Below are 19,557 nucleotides of genomic sequence, written 5' to 3'. Positions count from 1 at the left end.
CGAAGCGAACTAGAGCGTTCAGCCGAGCGACAGCCGCCGGATGCCGGAGATCGCGACGCCCTTAGCCTCGTAGCGGCGAACTGCCTCGGTCAGCGGCTCGATCCGCGTCGCCATGTGGAAGGCGTTGGCATGGAGAAGCCGCGCCTCATCCAGCATGATGCCGACATGGCCGGGCCAGAAGACGAGATCGCCGCGCTTGGAGGGCGCGTAGGGGGCGACGGCTTCCCCAAGTTCGCGTTCCTGCATGTCCGTGTCGCGCGGCGCGGCGATGCCGGCAAGGCCAAGAGCCGTCTGGACAAGGCCCGAGCAGTCCGCGCCGAGCGGCGTCTTGCCGCCCCAGAGATAGGGCGCGCCGAGAAAAAGCTCGGCGACGACCACGAAGTCGGCCGCCTTGGCGTCGAGGTCCTGCAGGTGCTGGACCACCACGGCCCCTTCCGGCGCGACCAGCGCATAGGTCGCATTGCGGTCGCTCGCCTCGCCCCCCACCGCAACCCGCGCGCCCATCGGCAGATGCGCCCGCACCGGCTGCTTGATGTCGGGCACCGGGAAGAGCAGCGTCGAGGGCACGCAAACGCGGTGCGTGGCGGGGGCGAGCCGGTCCGACAAGGCGGCCCTCTCCATCCAGCCGACATAGCCGTCGCCGTCCAACTGGACCCAGGCCCAGCCGTCGTCGTGCGCCTCGAAGACAAGCACGGTCTCGCCCAGAAGCGCTTGCGTTTCCTGGGTGGCGGACGCGCGGCCTTCCCGGCGCAGCGGCGCGATCGGCCGCGCGACGGTCATCGCCTTGCCTTCCACGAATCGCGCCGCATCGACGCGGCCTTCCAACCGCGCATCGGCGAGATCGGCCCGAAAAGCGTTGCGGCGGGGATCGAGCGGTGCGGACATGGCGAAGCCTTTCAGGAACGCGACTTAGAGCGGCTAACAATACCTCCAGGCAGAGGATGGGCGAGGGATTTCCGTTGTTCCACAAAGAGCGAAGCGCAGTCGATGCCGGCGGCATCGGCGAGCATTCGCGATGACGTGGACGGCGGAAAGACCCGGCCAGCCGACCCTGCGAGGTGTTGTTAGCCGCTCTTATAACGCGCTTCCAGAACGCGGTGGATGGCGCGGATCGCCTGCGCTTCGCCGCCGACGGGACCGAGCGGGCCCGGCTGCGGGCGCCAGCCGAAGACGTCGAAATGCGCCCAGGCCTTCGCCTTTTCCACGAAGCCCTGGAGGAAGAGCGCCGCCGTCACCGCGCCCGCAAAACCGTCGCTCGTGACGTTGTTGGTGTCGGCGATCTTGGAGGACAGACCCTTGGCATAGGGTTTCCAGAGCGGCAGGCGCCAGATCGGGTCGGCGACCTCGCGGGATGCCTGCCCGAGTGCGGCGGCGAACGCTTCGTCGTCGGTGAAGAAGGGCGGCAGTTCCGGCCCGAGGGCGACGCGCGCCGCGCCCGTCAGGGTCGCCATGTCGAGGAGAATTTCCGGCGCTTCCTCGTCGGCGAGCGCCAGCGCGTCGGCGAGGATCAGACGCCCTTCCGCGTCCGTGTTGCCGATCTCGACCGTCTTGCCCTTGCGGCTCGTCAACACGTCGCCGGGGCGGAAAGCATTGCCGGCGATGGCGTTCTCCACCGCCGGCACGAGAACGCGCAGGCGAACCGGCAAACGCCGGCCCATCAGAATGCGGGCGAGCGCCAGGACGTTCGCCGCCCCGCCCATGTCCTTCTTCATCAGAAGCATGCCGGACGAGGGTTTGATGTCGAGGCCGCCCGTATCGAAGCTGACGCCCTTGCCGACGAGCGTCACCTTCGGTGCGTCCTCCGGGCCCCAGACAAGGTCGATCAAGCGCGGCGCGACGCTGCTGGCGCGCCCGACCGCGTGGATCATGGGGAAGTTGCGGTCGAGAAGCTCGTCGCCGACGATGCTGGAGACCTCAGCGCCGAACTCGGTGGCGAGGTCGCGCACCGCTCGTTCCATGCCGTCGGGCAGGAGGTCGCTCGCCGGCGTGTTGACGAGATCGCGGGCGAGGAAGATCGACCGGGAAAGAAGCTCGGTCTCCGCCGGGTCGGCGCCTTCCACGCTCAAGATCGGAGCCCCTGCCCCATCGTCGTCCCGCTTGTAGCGCTCGAAGCGATAGCCCCCGAGGGCGAAGGCGAGTTGGGCGAGGCCGGGATCGAGCGGATGGTTTTCCGACAAACGCCAGTCGCCGCCCGGCAGCGCCTTGGCGAGCGCGCCGGCCAGCAGCGACGCGGCGGGGGTGTCGTCGTTCCTCGCCCCGAGGCCGAGCACCGCGCCCGCAAGCTCGCCCCCTTCGCCCGGCACGAGCAGCACCTCGCCGGCACCGGCCTTGAAGCGGCAGGCCGCCGCCCAGTCGCGCGCGCGCGTCGGCAACTCGTCCAAAGCCTTGGCGAAGACGGGCCAGACCGGGCGCGGCGTTGTCGGCTTTTCGTTCATGATCGTTTCCCGAGAAAGGAACTCAACCCTCCGACAAGGTTGAAGAACCATTGTCGCGTTTCAAGCGGGATTACCGGTTTATCGCCGATCCGCAAAGGCTGTGGATGCGGAAGGACCGACCTTTGAGACCCTCGTCTTGCGTTTCGCCGCGTATGGGCCTGATCGCCCTGTCCATGATTCTCGGCCTGTCCCTTGCCGGCTGCCAGTCCGTGTCGCCGATGCATACCGGCTCGATCCGCTCGAGCGCCGCGCCGGGCAAGGCCAAAAGCTTCGACACCATGAACGAGGGCGAGCTGCGCGCGGCCACCGAGCGATATGGCGCGGCCTACGAGCGCGATCCGAAGAACAAGGCGATCGGCCTGCCCTATGCCTCCCTTCTTCAGATGACCGGCCGCAACGACCAGTCGCTGGCGGTGATGCGGCAGGTGGCGATCGCCAATTCCAAGGACCGCGAAGTGCTGGCCGCCTATGGCAAGTCGCTGGCGGCGGCGGGCGAGCTGACGAAGGCGCTGGAAACGGTGCGCCGGGCGCAAACGCCGGACTACCCCGATTGGCGTCTCCTTTCCACGGAAGGCGCGATCCTCGACCAGCTCGGCAAACCGGAGGAAGCGCGGATCGCCTATCGCAAGGCGCTCGACATCCAGCCGAACGAGCCCGCGATCCTGTCCAATCTCGGCATGTCCTTTCTTTTGGCCAACGATCTGAAGTCGGCCGAAACCACCCTCTCCCAAGCGGCGGCGAGGCCCGGCGCCGACAGCCGCGTGCGGCAGAATCTGGCGCTGGTGGTCGGGCTTCAGGGCCGGTTCGAGGAAGCCGAGCGGATCGCGGGTGCCGAGCTTCCGCCCGAGGAAGCCAGCGCCAACGTCGCTTATCTCAGGCAGATGCTGTCCCAGCGCAACACGTGGTCGATGCTGAAGGACAAGGATAAAACGCCCAGCGCCGCGCAATAAGAGCGCGGGGCGCGGCTCACTTCGCGCTCATCACCTGGATCGCGGCAGGTCCGAGGATCACCACGAAAAGCACCGGCAGAAAGAACACGATCATCGGCACGGTGAGTTTGGGCGGCAGGCTCGCGGCCTTCTTCTCGGCGATGTTCATGCGCGCGTCGCGCCCTTCCTGGGCCAGAACGCGCAGCGCCTGACCGAGCGGCGTGCCGTAGCGCTCGGCCTGGACAAGGGCGGTGGTGGCCGAGCGCACATGATCGGTGCCGATGCGGGCGGTGAGGTTCTCGTAGGCCGCGCGGCGGTCGGACAGATAAGCGAGCTCGGCGCAAAGCAGCACGAGTTCCTCGGCCAACTCCACCGACTGGACGCCGATCTCCTCCGACACGCGGCGGAACGCAGCCTCGATGGACAGGCCGGATTCCACGCAGATCAAAAGAAGATCGAGCGCTTCGGGCCAGGCGCGGGTGATCGACATGCGCCGTTTCTTGGCCTTGTTGGCGATCACGATGTTGGGGAGATAGAAGCCGAAAGCCGCCGCGCCGAGGCAAACCATCAGGCGCATGCTTCCGGCGGATTCGGCCATGACCCCGATGCCGAAGATATAGAAGAACGCCAGAACGAACCCCACCACCGGCAGCGTCGCACGGGCGAAGAGGAACAGGGTCAAGGGTCGCTGGCCGCGATAACCGGCGTGAAGAAGCGTCGCCGCCGTCTTGTCGTCGGCCAGCGCCTTCTTCAGGTTGAAGCGCGTGACGAACTTCGACGCGAAACCGTCGTCGTCGCGCTGGCGCGCGCTGCCGCGGCGGTCGCGGTCCTTTTCCTGGGCGAGGCGCGCGCGCTCTCGCGCCCGCATCTCCTCGCGCTCCAGCGCCACGACCTTCATGCGCGATTTCAGGTTGCCGCCCACCAGAAGCGGCATGGCGAAGGTCAGGACGGTGGCGAACACCGACAAACAGACGAAGCCCACAAGCAGAGCCGACGGGGGAAGGCCGAGACCGGAAAGGAAATTCATCGCCGGCCGGTCCTAGAAATCGAAATTGATCATCTGGCGCATCACGACGATGCCGGTTCCCATCATCGCGACGCATCCCAGAAGCAGCATGTTGCCGATCGAGGTCGAGAACAGGAGGCCGACATAATCGGGCGTCGTCAGGTACAGAAGGCCGCCCACCACGATCGGCAGCGCCCCGATGATGCCGGCCGAAGCCTTCGCTTCCGCCGACATGGCCTGGATCTTGGCCGCCATCTTCTTGCGCTCGCGCAGGACCTTGCTGAGATTCTGCAGGGCGTCCGACAGGTTGCCGCCGGCCTGCGACTGGATGGCGATGACGATGGCGAAGAAGTTGGTTTCCGACAGGGGCATACCCTGGAACAGGCGCTCCACCGCTTCCGCCGTCGGCAGGCCGAGCTGCTGGGCTTCCACCACCTTGCGAAATTCCGAGCGCACCGGCTCGGCGGCTTCGGACACGATCATGCGGAAGGTGTCGTTCACCGGCAGACCGGACTTCACGCCGCGCACGATGAGGTCGATGGCGTTCGGAAATTCCTGGATGAACTTCTTCTGGCGGCGTTTGCGCATGATGTCGATGGTGATGCGCGGCAGGCCGAAGCCGCCGACCCCCGCCGCCGCGATCGCGATCAGCAGCGAGCCGCTGACCAGGAGAGCCACCAGAAAGACGACGAATCCGACGATCGCGCTGATGATGACGAAGCGACGCTCGTTCATGTCGAGCCCCGCCTGCTCCAGACGCCGGCGCAGCGAAGGGCGCGTGGCGTAGCTCGACCGCTCCTTTTGCCGGTCGTCCAGTTCCTTCAGCGAATTCTGGATCGATTTGCGCCGGCGCGTCGTGTCGGCGATGCGGTTGCGCGAAAGCTGCCGGGAAATATTGTCGGTCTCGATACGCGAATATTGGCCGAGCCGCGCGGCGGCCTTCTTTTCGCGCGCGATGCGCGGCTGGAGTATCACATAGGCGAGACTTGCCGAGCACGTTCCCGCCAGGATCACGAAGAGAACCACGGGAAGCATCAGCGGCCCTCATCGACCGAGGCGTCGAGGACGTTCGCCAGCCGCTGCTCCTCGTTGTAGTATCGCGCCCGGTCCCAGAAAGCGGGACGCCCGATGCCGGTGGAGATGTGGCGGCCCAGAAGGCGGCCGCTCTGGTCTTCGCCCAGAAGCTCGTAGACGAAGAGATCCTGCGTCGTGATGACGTCGCCTTCCATGCCCACCACTTCGGTGATGTGGGTGATGCGGCGCGACCCGTCGCGAAGGCGCGCGGCCTGAACGATGATATCGACCGACCCCACGATGATCTCGCGCACCGTGCGCGGCGGCAGGGTGAAGCCGCCCATGGCGATCATGGACTCGATACGGTTGAGGCATTCGCGCGGCGAGTTGGCGTGAATGGTGCCCATCGACCCGTCATGGCCGGTATTCATCGCCTGAAGAAGGTCGAACACCTCCGGCCCGCGCACCTCGCCGACGATGATGCGCTCGGGGCGCATGCGCAGGCAGTTCTTCACGAGGTCGCGCATGGTGATCTCGCCCTCGCCCTCGATGTTGGGAGGGCGGGTTTCGAGGCGCACGACATGGGGCTGCTGGAGCTGGAGCTCGGCGGTGTCCTCGCAGGTGATGATCCGCTCGTCTTCCTCGATATAGCGGGTGAGGCAGTTGAGAAGCGTGGTCTTGCCGGAACCTGTGCCGCCCGAAATGATGATGTTGCAGCGAACCCGGCCGACGATCTGGAGAAGCTGCGCGCCGTTCGGCGAAATCGCGCCGAAGTTCACGAGCTGGTCGAGGGTCAGCTTGTCCTTCTTGAACTTGCGGATGGTCAGCGTCGCGCCGTCGAGAGCGAGCGGCGGGGCGATGACGTTGACGCGGCTGCCGTCGGGCAGGCGCGCGTCGCAGATGGGCGAGGCCTCGTCGACACGTCGCCCGACCTGGCTGACGATGCGCTGGCAGATGTTGAGAAGCTGAAGATTGTCGCGGAAGCGGACATTGGTTTCCACGACCTTGCCGTTCACCTCGATGAAGGTGTGGTTGGGGCCGTTCACCATGATGTCGGCGATGTCGTCGCGCGCCAGCAGAGGCTCCAGCGGGCCGTAGCCGAGGATGTCGTTGCAGATGTCGCCGAGGAGGTCCTCCTGCTCGGCGATCGACATCGCGAAGTTCTTGATCGCGATGATGTCGTTGACGATGTCGCGGATTTCCTCGCGCGCGCTTTCGTTGTCGAGCTTGGCGAGCTGGCTGAGGTCGATCGTGTCGATCAGCGCCGAGAAGATCTGCGCCTTGGTCTGGAAATAGCTTTCCGAGCGCTCGCGCGCGGCGTTCTCGACCGGCGGGGGAGCGGCCCGGCGCGGCGCGATGGGTTCGAGTGCCGCCGCGGCCGCCGGCTGAGAGGCGGCCGACGGCGTTGCTCTGGGGGGTGGCGCGGATGCGGGTGCGGAGGTGGGCGGGCGCACCGCCAGCTTCTCGCCGCCTTCGCCGGAACGCTTGCCGAACATGGGTCAGTCCTACTTGCGGCGCAGGCGCGCGAGGAGGTCGAAGCCGCCGCGCTTGGCGCGCTTGGGCTCCCCGCGCCCCGTCAGGACATGCGCGATCTGGTCGAAGACCTCGACGGCCGGGTGCTTGGCGTCGACCTCGGCGATCATACGGCCGTTATTGGCCGCCCCGCCGAAGGCCAAAGGATCGAAGGACACGAGGCCGATCGGTTCGATCTGCAGGGGATCGGCGAAATCGGCCGGGGCGATCTCGGGCCGGCGCGGCACCGCGACCTGATTGAGGATCAGATGGGGCGGCTTGTCGTTCGGGCGGCTGCGCCGCAGCGTGTCCACGAGGTTCTTGGCGTTGCGCAGGTTGGCGAGATCGGGCGTCGCCACGATCGCCACCTCATCGGCGCGCGCCAGAACGCTGCGCGTCCATTCGTTCCAGAGATGCGGCACGTCGAGCACCACCACCGGCGTCGTGCGCTGGGCGGTCTCGATGAGGGAGGTGAAGGCGTCGCCCTCGAAATCATAGGTGCGGTCGAGAAGCGAGGGGGCGGCCAGAAGCGACAGATGCTCGGCGCATTTGGCGAGCAGGCGGTCGAGAAAGACCTCGTCCACGCGGTCGCCCGAGAACACCGCCTCGGCGATGCCCTGCGCCGGGTCCTGGTCGAAATTGATGTTGGCCGTGCCGAAGGCGAGATCGAGATCGGCCAGAAGCACGTCCGAGGAGAAAAGGCGCGCCGCCGACCAGGCGACGTTGTGGGCGATCGTCGAGGCGCCGACGCCGCCCTTGGCGCCGACGAAGGCGACGGTGCGTCCGAGCGGCTTGGCTTCCGGATCGGTGAAGAGACCCGCCACCACGGCCATCACGTCGGACATGGTGACCGGCGCCACGAGATATTCCGAGATGCCGCGCCGCGTCAGATCGCGATAGATCCCGACATCGTTGTGATGGCCGATCACGACGACCTTGGAGCCCGGATCGCAGACATCGGCGAGGCCTTCGAGCTCGACCATCAGCTCGGACGGCAGCGAACGTGATTCCAGGATGATGAGATTGGGCGTCGGCGCGCTGGAATAATGCTCGGTCGCGGCGCGGATGCCGCCCATATGGATGCGCATATGGGCCTTGGCCATGCGCCGGTCCTCGCTGGCGCGCTGGATGGGCTTGGCCGTTCCTTCCGTTTCGCAGAAGGCCTGGATGGAGATGCGTGGAATCGGCCGCACGTTCTCCATCGCGGCGATCTCGTCGCGCAGGAGCGAGGTGTCGGCCCCCTTCAGAACGTCGCTCATGCCCTCGCCCCCGATCACCAGTCGTAGTCCAGGTCGCTTTGGCCGCGCGCCGACGCGGTGGACCGGCCGGTCCGGTAGTCCTCCAGCATGTCGGTGCGGCGCGCCGCGTCGATCGGGTCGCGGCCGCGTGGCCCCAGAAGGTCGCGCGGGTCGGCGATCTGCGCGGCCAGATTCTGCTGCGTGGCGCAACCAAAATTCTGGTAGTTCCGGTTCTGCTCCGTGTCGGCGAGCTGGTCCGGCCAGCGCCCGCAAGGCGCGGTACGCGCGGTCAGCGTCGCATAGGACAGGCGGATCGGCACGGCCCCCACCTGTCCGCCGGCATCGAAGGGTTGCAGCAGGATGCGGTTCCCCGGCACGCCGATGCTTTTCAGGATCGCCACGACGTCGCGCGAGGCGAGCGTCGCGGCCTTCTCGTTCAGCGACCCGCGCGGCACCAGAATCCGAATGGCGGCCGAACGGGACGCGCGGAAGCCCTGCCCGAAATCCTTCACGCGCCCATGATCGGCAAGCGGCAGGCGGATGTCGGACCCCGTGATCGGCAGTTCGATCGCTTCCTCGTCCTCGCCCACCACGATGGGGTGGCGCGTGCGGTAGTCATCCGGCACCGCGCCGACCTGGATGGCGTGGCGGTCGGCGCAGGCACCGAGCGACAAGGCGGCGAGCGCGACAAGGACGCCGGCGGAGGGGAAACGTCGGGAAACGCTCATTTGTAGATATATCCGACGTTGCCGTGATAACGGCCGGGCGGGAGATCGGTGTCCATCGCGCCATAGACGCGGTTGATGCGGCCGAGGAAGTTGCCGGCCCCATCGGCGGTGAAGTTCAGGCCGTCGTCGGGACGCGCCAGCGCCTGTCGGGCGACGGGTCGCACGAGATAGGGCGTGACGATCACCACGAGTTCGGTCTCGTAGCGCTGGAAGTCGCGGGAGCGGAACAGGGTGCCGAGCACCGGCAACTTGGACAGCCCCGGAAAGCCAGAGATGACCTGCCGCATCTCGTCGCGCACGAGGCCCGCGATCACGAGACTGCCGCCGGACGGAAGCTCGACGGTGGTATCGGCGAGGCGCTTGCGGATGCCGATGAGATTGATGCCCGGCGCGATGCCCTTGGGAACGTTGAACGGGCTTTCGAAGGTGGGCTCGGAGACGGAGGTGCGGATCTTCAGGCTGATCCGGCCCGGCGACAGAACCACCGGGGTGAAGTCGAGGCCGATGCCGTAATCGATCTGGCGATGGTCGTATTCCACGGCAGCCGGCGTATCATCGTAGCCGACGATGTTGCCCGCCTGATTGAGGATCGGGGTTCGCTTCGCCTGCGTCTCGTCCTTGCCGTCCGCGACATCGAACTCGCCGCCGACCTTGAAGCTCGCCTTCTCGCCCGAGATCGCCGTCAGCGACGGCTCGGCGAGGGTGCGCATGACGCCGGCCTGTTCAAGGGCGTTGAGTTCAGCGTCCACGCTGGCCGAGCCGATCGAGCCCGACCCGAAAACGCCGGACGAGGACAGCGCCTTGCCGAGCCCGAAGGGGTTGTCGGAAATGGCGCCGAAGGTGAAGCCGTCGATCGCACCCTTGGCGAGGCCGTTGAAGCCGAGTTGCTTGATGACGGAGCGCTGAACCTCGGCCACCGTCACCTTCAGCGTCACTTGATCCTCGCCGGCGATCTCCAGAAGGTTGATGACCTGGCTCGCCTGACGCTCCTCGAAAGCCTGACTGACGCCGCTGCCGACGCCGCCGGCCCCGGCCGCGCCGGAAGCGGACCTGATGAACTGGCTGGTGGTCGCTTCGCCGCCGGTGACGTAGATCTGGGCGAGGCGCACCGCCTGGGCGGCTTCCTGGGGCGTGGCGACCCGGCCGGTCAGGACGATGTTGTCGTTGAGGATGTCGGCCTTCACCTCCGAACCGGGGATGTATTTGGCGATGGTCTTGGACAGGCCCGCGATGTCGCGCTCGATCCGAAGGTCGAGAATGGCGATCTCCGCGCCGCTCCTGTCGAACACAAAGATGTTGGTCTGTCCGACCTGCTTGCCGAAGATGTAGATGCGGCGCGCCGTGCGCGTCACCGCGTCGGCGATGGCGGGGTTGGCGACCAGGATGTCGTGTGCGTCGGCCGGCAGGTCGATGACCTTGGACTTGTTGAGGCCAAGGGTCAGGGACTGCTGCGGACGGGTGACGGCGAGCGTCGGACTGCCTTCGGCCAAAACCGGAGCCAAGGGCTGGAAGCTCGCCAGGAGGGCGAGCGCGGCGGCAAAACCGCGGCGGGACAGGGCGGAAGCCATCGCTCGGGTCATTTCCTGGTCACGATTTCGCTGGACTGGCCGTAGCGCACCACGTTGACCTTTCCCGCCTTCGCTTCGCCGGCGAGCAGGAAGGCGGCATAGCCCTTGCCGCCGGGCACGGAATCCTCGAGCGAGCGCAAGGACAGGACGATGCGGTCGGCCATCTGCTGGGCCGCCGTCACGGCCTCGGCCTGTTCGGGGTCGACTTCCAGCGTCGCCGTGGTGCCGATCACGGATTTGGTGCCGCCCGACTCGTCGATGGTCTGGTCGATGGCCAGAACGCGGATGTTGGTGAGAACGGTGCGGGTGTCGACCTCGCCCGTCACGACGCCCGCGCTCAAGCGCTTGCGGGTCATGATGATGTCGACATGGTCGTTGGGCAGGATGAAGCCGCCGGCCGCCGTGTCGGCGGCGATCTGGATCGCGACGGCGCGCTTGCCGGGCGGCAGAACCACCGACATGAAGCCGCGATCGGCCTTCACCAGTTTTTCCTCGCGCACCGGCTCGCCGGTCACGAAGGACTGGCGGGCGATGGTTCCCTTCAGTTCCTCCACGGCGTCCGGCCGCGTGCTTTTTCGGATCAGGGAGGGGCCGAGGGCGTCTTGCGGCCAGCTCTGCCAGCCGAGCGCCCCGTCCACGATGCCGCCCATGGGGATGTCGCGGATGGTGACGAGCACTTCGGCGAGTTGCACGGTCGGTTCGCCCGGCTCGGTGATGACGACGGGCGCCATCGGCTCGGGCGCCGCCATGTTGAGCGCGACGATGCCGGCGGCTCCTGCCGAGACCACCGCCACACCGAGCACCAGAAGGCGCGTAGCGTTCATTTCCGATCCTCTTGATGCCCGAAACCCATGGGCAGCGATCGGATGGTTATGAGGCCGAAACCCTCAATACATGGTTAACGAAGAATGACCGCACCCGATCACAGGTAAGGAAACGGCAAGGGTCCGGTTTGCTTCAACCGAAGAAGGCTCCGGCGGCATTCGCCCAGGGGCTGGAGGCGAAGGCGACGAGACCTGCCGGCCCAAGCGCCACGGCATAGGGAACGCCCGTTTCGCGACCGAGCAGGCGATCCAGAAAGGCGACGCCGGTGGTCGGCGCGACGACCGCGCGCGCCGCCAGAAGCCCGAGCGTCAGGAAGCCGCCGAAAAGCGCGGCGTTGAAGAGATAGTCTAGGAGATGCGGCGTCGGGCCGAACCAGAGCGCGGTCGCGGCGATCAGCTTGGCGTCCCCGCCGCCCATCCAGCCGGCCACGAAGCAGCCGAAGGTGAGGAGAAGTGCAGTCGCGCAAACGAAAGAATGGGAACCGACGCTTGCCAAATCCATGCCGCCCACTGCGGCAGAACCAACAAAGGCGAGAACAAGGCAGGCAGGAAGACGATTGGGAATCGTCATGGAAAGGACGTCGGAGAGCGCGGCAAGAACCATGGCGAGGGGGAAGATCAGAGCGAGCGTCGCCATCAACAGCGTCATGAAATTCGTAATCCAGAGCTATTTTGATAGGCTCGGTCGGCACTATCGGCCGCGGCAATCCAGATTGATTCCAACCTTATCGTGCAGCAAAAGCATTAGCGATTGCTACGAATGCCGCCGCGAGATTGGTTTTAATCTCCGGTAATGTCGCAAGCATCGCAGCCGACACGAAGCCGATGATCAGGCCATACTCAATAGCGGTTGAGCCAGATGTATTGATGAAGAAGCGGAGCACGCAACGCACCTTGATAAGCCACATGCTCTCGTCTTCTCATCCCGCCGACTGCCGTCTGGTAGTTACAGTTCTTTTATTTGCCAAGTTCCGTGGCGATTGAGGTGAACTTGGTGCTCAGGTTGGTCTTGATGGTGGGCAAGGCGGCGACCATCGCAATAGAGATGAAGGCCGCGATCAGGCCATACTCGATGGCGGTCGCACCCGACTCGTTGCGGGCGAAGGAGCGGAGGAGCTTGCGCATGAGAGAACCTATGATTTCCCGGTTGCCTGGCTGAGCGACACGGCTGTCGTTCGGCTGATATGGAAATTACAAGGGCACGATTGCTTTCCGCTTAAGGAACATCGTTCAATTTTTCCCAACATCGCTGTTCGGAACCAGCGTGAATCCTTCGCTATGCTTCCCGGCTACGCTTAATTTCTCGTTCATGCGGGACATGCATGATGATCACAAGGATCGCCGCGCCAGCCGAGTTTCGACCGCAATGCATCATGCTCAAGCTCTTGTTCTTCTGGCCGCGATCGTTCTGTCCGGCCCTGCCAGCGCTGAACAGACCGAAACGAGGCTCACCGTCGACATCGACCATGCGCGCGTTTTGAAGGTGCCTCGCCCCGCCGCCACGGTGATCATCGGCAACCCCGCCATCGCCGATGTTTCCGTGCAGGACGCGAGCACCATGGTCCTGACGGGCCGCTCCTATGGCAGCACCAATCTCATCGTTCTCGACGCGAACGGCGATCCGATCGTGGACGAGCAGGTGAGCGTGCGCTCCTTCGAGGAAGGAACGGTGCGCATCTACCGTCAGGCCGAGCGCCAGACCTATTCCTGCACGCCCGAATGCGAGCCTTCCGTCACCATCGGCGACACCGATTTCGCCTTCAACTCGGCCAGCAGTCAGTTCACCGCACGTCAGAGCCTCGCCAACGCCGCGGCTGCCGCCGCGAGGTAGCCTTGCGGGACGGCGGGCGCTAGGATTCCACCGCCGAGCGGGACCACCCGCCGGCAGGATGGAGGAAGCGTGGCCCGCGCCGTATTGATCGTGATGGACTCCTTCGGCATCGGGCAGGCGCCCGACGCGGCCGCCTTCGGCGACGAGGGCGCCGACACGTTCGGGCATATCCTCGCCGAAGCGCGAGCCGGACGCGCGGACCGCGCGGGCTTGCGCCATGGGCCGCTCGAACTCCCCTTCCTCGAAAGCCTCGGGCTCCACCATGCGGCCGGCATCGCGGGCGCGGCGTCCGGCCAAGGGCTTTGGGGCGCGGCGCAGGAAATCTCGCGCGGTAAGGACACGCCGTCCGGCCATTGGGAGATCGCCGGCGTTCCCGTTTCCTTCGACTGGGGCTATTTCCCGAAAACCGTGCCGGCCTTCCCACCCGAACTCGTTCAGGAGATCGTGGACGATACGGGCATTCCGGGCATTCTCGGCGACCGGCATGCGTCGGGCACGCAGATCATCGACGAGTTCGGGCAGGAAAGCATCCGCTCCGGCAAGCCGATCTTCTACACGTCCGCCGATTCCGTTCTGCAGATCGCGGCGCATGAAACGCATTTCGGCCTCCGCCGGCTCGACGCCCTTTGCCTTGCGGCGCGTCGCCATGTCGATCCCCTGAATATCGGGCGCGTCATCGCGCGGCCTTTCCTCGGCGAGGCTCCGGGCGAGTTCCGGCGCACCGGCAACCGGCGCGACTACGCCGTGCCGCCGCCCGAAGACACCCTTCTCGACCGGGCCGTGGCGGCAGGGCGGCAGACCATCGCGATCGGCAAGATCGGCGACATCTTCGCCAATCGCGGTGTTTTGCGGCTGCTGAAGGGCGATGGCAACATGGCGCTGTTCGACGCGATGCTCGAAGGCTTGGAGATGGCTGGCGACGGCGATCTGGTTTTCGCCAATTTCGTCGATTTCGACATGCATTTCGGTCACCGCCGCGATGTCGCCGGCTATGCGGCGGCGCTGGAAGCGTTCGACAGGCGCTTGGCCGAACTCGAAGCGAGATTGCGGCCCGGCGATCTCGCGATGGTCACCGCCGATCACGGCTGCGACCCGACCCATCCCGGCACCGACCATACGCGCGAGCGCGTGCCGGTATTGGGCTTCGGCCCCGGCATCGCGCCTCGGTCGATCGGCGTGCGATCGACGTTCGCCGATATCGGCGAGAGCATCGCGGCGCATCTCGGGCTTGCCCCCGGCCGGCATGGGACGAGCTTCCTGTGATCGCCGCAGACAGGTTGGCGCGCCTGCCGAAGGCCGAGCTGCACTGCCATCTGGAAGGAACAGCAAGCCCGGCCCTCGTCACGGCACTGGCCGCGCGCCAGGGCGTCGATGTGTCGGACATCATCCGGGACGGGCGCTACATTCGCGGCAGCTTCGGCGACTTCCTGTCCGCCTACGACAAGGCGAGCGCGCTTTTGCGAACGCCGGAAGACTATGCCCGGCTCGCCGAGGACTATCTGGCTTCGATCGCTCTGCAAGGCGCGCTCTATGCCGAGCTTTTCGTTTCGCCCGACCATGCGCGCTCCGCCGGGCTTTCGCCGCGCGATTACATCGAGGCCGTCGCGGAAGGGGCGAAGCGCGCGGGGGAACGGCACGGGATCGTCGCGCGGCTGATCGTCGTCGGCGTGCGGCATTTCGGACGGCAAGCGGTGGAGGATGCGGCGCGCTTTGCCGCCACATCCGGGCTGCCGCTCGTGACGGGCTTCGGCATGGCCGGCGACGAACGCGTCGGCGATCCGGCCGATTTCGAGCGTGCCTTCGCGATCGCGCGCGATGCCGGCCTCGGCCTCACCGTTCATGCGGGCGAGTTCGCGGGGCCGGACAGCATCGCCCGCGCACTCGATTTCCTGAAGCCCTCCCGCATCGGCCACGGCGTTCGCGCTTGCGAGGACGCCGATCTCGTCCGGCGCATCAACGCGGAAGGGGTCGTTCTGGAAGTCTGCTCGGGCTCCAATCTGGCGCTCGGGGTTTATCCGAACGCGGTCGCCCATCCCCTCCAGCGCCTCAAGCAAGCCGGTTGCCGCGTGACGCTGAACTCGGACGACCCGCCCTTCTTCGACACCGACCTTTGCGCCGAATATCGCTTCGCGGCCGAGGCGGGCTTCACCGAGGGCGACCTTGCGGCCGCGACGCGCACCGCGATCGACGCCGCCTTCGTGGACGAGCGGACGCGGGGCGAGCTTGGAAAGCGGTTGGTATCGGCCCTTCTCGCCCTTGGCTCGGAGGGCGCACGCGATTAGGGTCGGGCCGATTTTTCCATCGAGGGCTCGGCATGGACGGCGTCACCGTCATCGATCATCCGCTGGTGCAGCACAAGCTCACCATCATGCGCAAGAAGGAAACCTCGACGGCGAGCTTCCGCCGCCTTTTGCGGGAAATCTCGACGCTCCTTTGCTACGAGGTGACGCGCGACCTCGAACTCACCACCATGAAGATCGAAACGCCCGTCGCCGAGATGGACGCCCCGACGCTGGAAGGCAAGAAGCTCGTCTTCGCCTCGATCCTTCGCGCCGGCAACGGCCTTCTGGAAGGCATGCTCGACCTCGTGCCGGCGGCCCGCGCCGCTCATGTCGGCGTTTATCGCGACCACGAAACGCTGGAAGCCATCGAATATTACTTCAAGGCGCCCGAGGATCTGGCGAACCGGCTCGTGATCGTGGTCGATCCGATGCTCGCCACCGGCAATTCGGTGATCGCCGCCGTGGATCGCCTGAAAAGCCGGGGTGCGAAGAACATCCGCTTCCTGTGCCTCCTCGCCGCGCCGGAGGGCATCAAGCATTTCCACGAGATCCATCCCGATGTGACGGTCTATACCGCCTCCATCGACAGCCATCTCAACGAGAAGGGCTATATCGTGCCCGGCCTCGGCGATGCGGGCGACCGGCTCTACGGCACGAAGTAGGGTTTCGGAAACCCTCGGGCGAAGGCGCATGTCGATCCTTCGCCGATCCTTAAGGCTTGGCAAGCGAGGCTCGCCGGATCGTCGGCGTGCCTTGGAACATCTGCCTTGTCGAAGCCCCTGATCCTGCTCGCAGCCGCTTCCGTGACGGCGCTCGCCTTTCCGTCCGCCTTCGACGAGTACCGCAAGCGCTTGTCCACCGAAAGCGGCGTGGAACGGCTGGAGGCTCCCCCGACAGCCGCGATCAAGGCCTCCGCGCCCACCGCCGGCATCGGCCGGGCAAGCCTAGTCGCCGGCCCGGACGGGCATTTCCGCACGCAAGCGCGCTTCAACGGGCGTCCGGTCGACGTTCTCGTGGATACGGGCGCGACCTATGTGTCGATGAACGAGACGAACGCCCGCCGGCTCGGCGTCGCCGTCAAGCCGGGCGATTTCCGTTATTCCACCAAGACCGCCAATGGCGAGGTTCCCGTCGCCATCGCCAAGCTCGACCGCGTTCAGGTCGGCAATGTGGATGTGCGCGACGTGGATGTGGCGGTCACCAAGGGCGACGGGCTCGATACCGTGCTGCTCGGCATGAGCTTTCTCGCCAAGCTTTCGCGCTACGGAGTGGCCGACGGAAAGCTCGATCTCACCCGCTGATCAGCCGATGCGCTCGATCACGACGGACCGCTCGGGCGGCTTGGCCTCGCCGATGCGATAAGCGGCAAGAACGCGGCGCGCGGCCGCTTCCGCCTCCTCCTTCGTGCGGGCATGGACGAGCGCCAGCGGCTCGCCCGCTTCCACGCGAGAACCGAGCGGACGAAGCGCCGTCAACCCGACGGCATGGTCCACCGCGTCCTCGGCCCGCGTTCGCCCGCCCCCGAGCGCCACCACGGCGAGCCCAAGCTCCCGCGTCTCGACCGCCTGGAGGAAGCCCGCTTCCCCGGCCCGCGCTTCGGTCACCACGGGCGCTTGCGGCAGATAGGCATCGGTGCGGTCGATGAAGTCGGCGGGACCGCCGAGGGCGGACACCATCCGGCCGAAACGCTCCGCCGCTTCGCCGCTTTCCAGCGCCCTTTCCGCCATCTGCCGCCCTTCCGCGACCGTGCGGCAAAGGCCGCCGAGGAGAAGCATCTCGGCGGCGAGCGTGAGCGTGACATCGCACAAGCGCGGATCGCGATGCGTGCCGTCGAGGAACCGCACGGCGTTCAAGATTTCCACCGCGTTGCCGGCAGCGCTCGCCAGCGCTTCGTTCATGTCGGTCACAAGCGCCGATGTTCGAAGTCCCGCGCCGCGTCCGACATCCACCATGGCCCGCGCGAGGGCCAGGGCATCCTCCCGCCTCGCCATGAAGGCGCCAGAGCCGGTCTTCACGTCGAGAACGAGCCCCTGGAGCCCGGCCGCGAGTTTCTTGGAGAGGATGGAAGCGGTGATGAGGGGCACGGATTCCACCGTCGCCGTCACGTCGCGCACCGCATAGAAGCGCTTGTCGGCGGGAGCCAAGCTCCCCGTCGGCCCGACGATGGCGCAGCCGACCTCAGCAACCGTTCGCCGAAACAGCGCCTCGCTCGGCGCGATCGCGTAGCCGGGGATCGATTCCAGCTTGTCGAGCGTGCCGCCGGTATGGCCGAGGCCGCGCCCGGAAATCATCGGCACCGCGCCGCCGCAGGCCGCCACGATCGGCGCCAGCATCAAGGACACGTTGTCGCCGATGCCGCCGGTGGAATGCTTGTCGAGGATCGGCCGGTCGGTGGCGGGCCATTCGAGCACGTCGCCGGAATCGCGCATCGCGCGCGTCAGCGCCACGGTTTCAGCACCTTCCATGCCGCGCAGGAAAACGGCCATCGCGAAGGCGGCGATCTGCGCGTCGGTCACCTGACCGCTGCCGACGCCGGACACGAAGGCTTCGATATCGGCTGGCGCCATGACGCGCCCGTCGCGCTTGGCGGCGATGATCTCCTGCGGCAGGAACACCACCGGGATCAGTAACCGGCCCTGGCACCGCCGCGCGCCGCGCCGCCGGCAACGGCGAGAAGGTCGGCGAGGACCCCGGACGCGCCGAGGCGGAACCGGTCGGGCGTCGCATAGCCGTCGCCGCAGATGCGGTTGGCGAGATCGCGATAGGCCTTGGCGTCCTCGTAGGTCTTGATGCCGCCGGCCGGCTTGAAGCCGACCGTGCCGCCGGCTTCGGCGATCGCGCGAAGCAGGATTTCGGCGGCTTCCGGCGTCGCGTTGACGGCGACCTTGCCGGTGGAGGTTTTCAGGAAATCCGCGCCGCCCGCCAGCGCTTCACGCGCGGCGGCGGCGATCAGAGCGGGCTCGCTGAGTTCACCGGTTTCCAGGATCGTCTTCAATCGGGCGTTGCCGCAGGCCTCCTTCACCCGCGCCACCTGATCGCGCACGAAGCCGCCATCCGTCCCGATCCGGCGATAGCTCACCACGAGGTCGATCTCGTCGGCCCCGTCCGCGACGGCCCGGCTCGTTTCCGCCACCGTCGCCTCGACATCATCAGTCCCGGCGGGAAAGTTCACCACCGTCGCGATGCGGATGCCGGGTTTCAGCCTTTCCCTGGCGAAGGACACGAAGCGCGGCCAGATGCAGATCGCGGCGACATCGCCTTCGGAACTCGCGGCGCGCTCGCACAAGCGCGCAATATCGTCTTGTGTGCAGTTGTCGCTAAGATCCGTGAGGTCGAGCGAGGCGATCAGCGCGTGGGCGATCTCGCGTTCGGAAAGGTCTTCGGTCATGCAACCATCCTCGGCAGGGCGCGGGAGAGGATGCGGGCAAGGACCTCCCCTCCCCTCGGCGCCATTTCCTTGGTTTCGGCGTGGCTGAGCTCGGCGCCCGTCATGCCGGCGGCGAAGTTGGTGACGACGGAAGCCGCCGCGACCCGCATTCCGAGGAAACGGGCGAGGATGACTTCCGGCACGGTCGACATGCCGACCGCATCCGCCCCCATCAGCCGCGCCATGCGGATTTCGGCCGGCGTCTCGAAGGAGGGGCCGGAAAACCACATATAGGTGCCGCGATGAAGCGGCAGGTTCTCATCCGTGGCGCTCGCCGTCAGGGCGGCGCGGAACTCGACATCGTAGGCTTCCGTCAGCCCGACGAAGCGCGCGTCGCTCGGCTCGCCGATCAGCGGGTTGAGCCCTGAAAAATTGATATGGTCCTCGATCAGCATCACCGAGCCCGGCCCCATCTCTTCGCGCAAGGAGCCAGCGGCGTTGGTGAGGACGAGGCGGTCGATGCCGAGGCCCTTCACGGCTTCCAGGGCGGGGCGCATGGCCGCCGCGTTTCCCGTCTCGTAGGCATGGACGCGGCCCGACAGAACCAAGACTTCGACGCCCCCGACAAGGCCGCAGACGAGTTCGCCGCCATGACCGGAAACGGCGGAGACCGGCCAGCCGTCGATCTCGACATAGGGAATGCGAAGCGGGTCCTCCACGGCCTCCACCAGCCCGCCGAGGCCGGAGCCGAGAACCAGCGCGATCTTCGGCTGGCGCTCGCCGAGCCGATATCGAAGCTCGCCGCCGTCGATGCTCATCGGCC

The 19,557-nt window shown here is 66.6% G+C and carries 21 protein-coding genes; 6 read left to right on the top strand and 15 right to left on the bottom strand.

Annotated features, from left to right (window positions below):
- Nucleotides 1-18: 18 nt before the first annotated feature.
- Both F9929_RS00310 and F9929_RS00305 read right to left on the bottom strand, forming a co-directional pair.
- Nucleotides 19-885, bottom strand: a complete 867-nt coding sequence (locus F9929_RS00310; protein ID WP_152044539.1) for a C40 family peptidase — start codon at nt 883-885, stop codon at nt 19-21.
- 179 nt (nt 886-1,064) lie between these two features.
- Complete coding sequence (locus tag F9929_RS00305; RefSeq protein WP_235918913.1) at nt 1,065-2,435, bottom strand: leucyl aminopeptidase family protein; 1,371 nt, start codon at nt 2,433-2,435, stop codon at nt 1,065-1,067.
- A 104-nt stretch (nt 2,436-2,539) separates the two neighbouring features.
- Between F9929_RS00305 and F9929_RS00300 the strand changes: the two genes are divergently transcribed.
- On the top strand, nt 2,540-3,385 hold the full coding sequence (locus tag F9929_RS00300) for a tetratricopeptide repeat protein (protein WP_193227554.1): 846 nt from the start codon (nt 2,540-2,542) through the stop codon (nt 3,383-3,385).
- Nucleotides 3,386-3,401: 16 nt separating this feature from the next.
- On the opposite strand, the gene F9929_RS00295 is transcribed toward F9929_RS00300, so the two are convergent.
- From F9929_RS00295 to F9929_RS00250, 10 genes are all read right to left on the bottom strand, one after another.
- The gene (locus F9929_RS00295; RefSeq protein WP_152044537.1) at nt 3,402-4,391 is read right to left on the bottom strand and encodes a type II secretion system F family protein; all 990 of its coding nucleotides are present in this window, start codon (nt 4,389-4,391) and stop codon (nt 3,402-3,404) included.
- A 12-nt stretch (nt 4,392-4,403) separates the two neighbouring features.
- The gene (locus tag F9929_RS00290) at nt 4,404-5,405 is read right to left on the bottom strand and encodes a type II secretion system F family protein (RefSeq protein WP_152044536.1); all 1,002 of its coding nucleotides are present in this window, start codon (nt 5,403-5,405) and stop codon (nt 4,404-4,406) included.
- On the bottom strand, nt 5,405-6,880 hold the full coding sequence (locus F9929_RS00285; RefSeq protein WP_152044535.1) for a CpaF family protein: 1,476 nt from the start codon (nt 6,878-6,880) through the stop codon (nt 5,405-5,407). The genes F9929_RS00290 and F9929_RS00285 overlap by 1 nt, the downstream gene beginning before the upstream one ends.
- A gap of 9 nt (nt 6,881-6,889) precedes the next feature.
- Nucleotides 6,890-8,155 (bottom strand): AAA family ATPase, encoded by a 1,266-nt coding sequence (locus F9929_RS00280; protein ID WP_152044534.1) that lies wholly within the window; start codon nt 8,153-8,155, stop codon nt 6,890-6,892.
- Between the two features lie 14 nt (nt 8,156-8,169).
- Nucleotides 8,170-8,862, bottom strand: a complete 693-nt coding sequence (locus tag F9929_RS00275) for a CpaD family pilus assembly protein (RefSeq protein WP_152044533.1) — start codon at nt 8,860-8,862, stop codon at nt 8,170-8,172.
- Complete coding sequence (locus F9929_RS00270) at nt 8,859-10,430, bottom strand: type II and III secretion system protein family protein (protein WP_152044532.1); 1,572 nt, start codon at nt 10,428-10,430, stop codon at nt 8,859-8,861. Before F9929_RS00270 ends, F9929_RS00275 begins: the two co-directional genes overlap by 4 nt.
- A gap of 8 nt (nt 10,431-10,438) precedes the next feature.
- Complete coding sequence (gene cpaB, locus F9929_RS00265) at nt 10,439-11,254, bottom strand: Flp pilus assembly protein CpaB (RefSeq protein WP_152044531.1); 816 nt, start codon at nt 11,252-11,254, stop codon at nt 10,439-10,441.
- Nucleotides 11,255-11,387: 133 nt separating this feature from the next.
- A complete protein-coding gene (locus tag F9929_RS00260) occupies nt 11,388-11,903 on the bottom strand; it encodes an A24 family peptidase (RefSeq protein WP_152044530.1) in 516 nt (171 codons plus the stop codon).
- Between the two features lie 76 nt (nt 11,904-11,979).
- Complete coding sequence (locus F9929_RS00255; RefSeq protein WP_152044529.1) at nt 11,980-12,162, bottom strand: Flp family type IVb pilin; 183 nt, start codon at nt 12,160-12,162, stop codon at nt 11,980-11,982.
- 49 nt (nt 12,163-12,211) lie between these two features.
- On the bottom strand, nt 12,212-12,379 hold the full coding sequence (locus F9929_RS00250) for a Flp family type IVb pilin (protein ID WP_152044528.1): 168 nt from the start codon (nt 12,377-12,379) through the stop codon (nt 12,212-12,214).
- A gap of 241 nt (nt 12,380-12,620) precedes the next feature.
- On the opposite strand from F9929_RS00250, the gene F9929_RS00245 reads away from it, so the two are divergent.
- The 5 genes from F9929_RS00245 to F9929_RS00225 all read left to right on the top strand — a co-directional run bounded on the left by F9929_RS00245 (nt 12,621) and on the right by F9929_RS00225 (nt 16,668).
- Nucleotides 12,621-13,085: a pilus assembly protein N-terminal domain-containing protein gene (locus F9929_RS00245; protein WP_152044527.1), complete on the top strand. Its 465-nt coding sequence runs from the start codon at nt 12,621-12,623 to the stop codon at nt 13,083-13,085.
- A gap of 69 nt (nt 13,086-13,154) precedes the next feature.
- Entirely contained in the window at nt 13,155-14,348 is a 1,194-nt protein-coding gene (locus tag F9929_RS00240; RefSeq protein WP_152044526.1) for a phosphopentomutase, read from the top strand.
- A complete protein-coding gene (locus tag F9929_RS00235) occupies nt 14,345-15,367 on the top strand; it encodes an adenosine deaminase (RefSeq protein WP_235918912.1) in 1,023 nt (340 codons plus the stop codon). The genes F9929_RS00240 and F9929_RS00235 overlap by 4 nt, the downstream gene beginning before the upstream one ends.
- Before the next feature lie 32 nt (nt 15,368-15,399).
- Entirely contained in the window at nt 15,400-16,029 is a 630-nt protein-coding gene (gene upp / locus F9929_RS00230) for a uracil phosphoribosyltransferase (RefSeq protein ID WP_152044525.1), read from the top strand.
- 105 nt (nt 16,030-16,134) lie between these two features.
- Complete coding sequence (locus F9929_RS00225; protein ID WP_193227553.1) at nt 16,135-16,668, top strand: retropepsin-like aspartic protease family protein; 534 nt, start codon at nt 16,135-16,137, stop codon at nt 16,666-16,668.
- Here F9929_RS00225 and deoA read toward each other — a convergent pair whose 3' ends face one another.
- Genes deoA through F9929_RS00210 form a run of 3 tightly spaced genes read right to left on the bottom strand, consistent with a single transcriptional unit; the run spans nt 16,669 to nt 19,552 of the window.
- On the bottom strand, nt 16,669-17,985 hold the full coding sequence (gene deoA, locus F9929_RS00220) for a thymidine phosphorylase (protein WP_152044523.1): 1,317 nt from the start codon (nt 17,983-17,985) through the stop codon (nt 16,669-16,671).
- Nucleotides 17,986-17,990: 5 nt separating this feature from the next.
- Nucleotides 17,991-18,755, bottom strand: a complete 765-nt coding sequence (gene deoC, locus F9929_RS00215) for a deoxyribose-phosphate aldolase (protein ID WP_152044522.1) — start codon at nt 18,753-18,755, stop codon at nt 17,991-17,993.
- Nucleotides 18,752-19,552, bottom strand: coding sequence for a purine-nucleoside phosphorylase (locus F9929_RS00210; RefSeq protein ID WP_152044521.1), 801 nt, complete (start codon nt 19,550-19,552; stop codon nt 18,752-18,754). The genes deoC and F9929_RS00210 overlap by 4 nt, the downstream gene beginning before the upstream one ends.
- Nucleotides 19,553-19,557 lie beyond the last annotated feature (5 nt).

It is taken from the genome of Aureimonas psammosilenae, assembly GCF_009176975.1.
GTDB classification, from domain to species: domain Bacteria; phylum Pseudomonadota; class Alphaproteobacteria; order Rhizobiales; family Rhizobiaceae; genus Plantimonas; species Plantimonas psammosilenae.
This window is presented reverse-complemented; position numbering and strand designations above follow the sequence as displayed.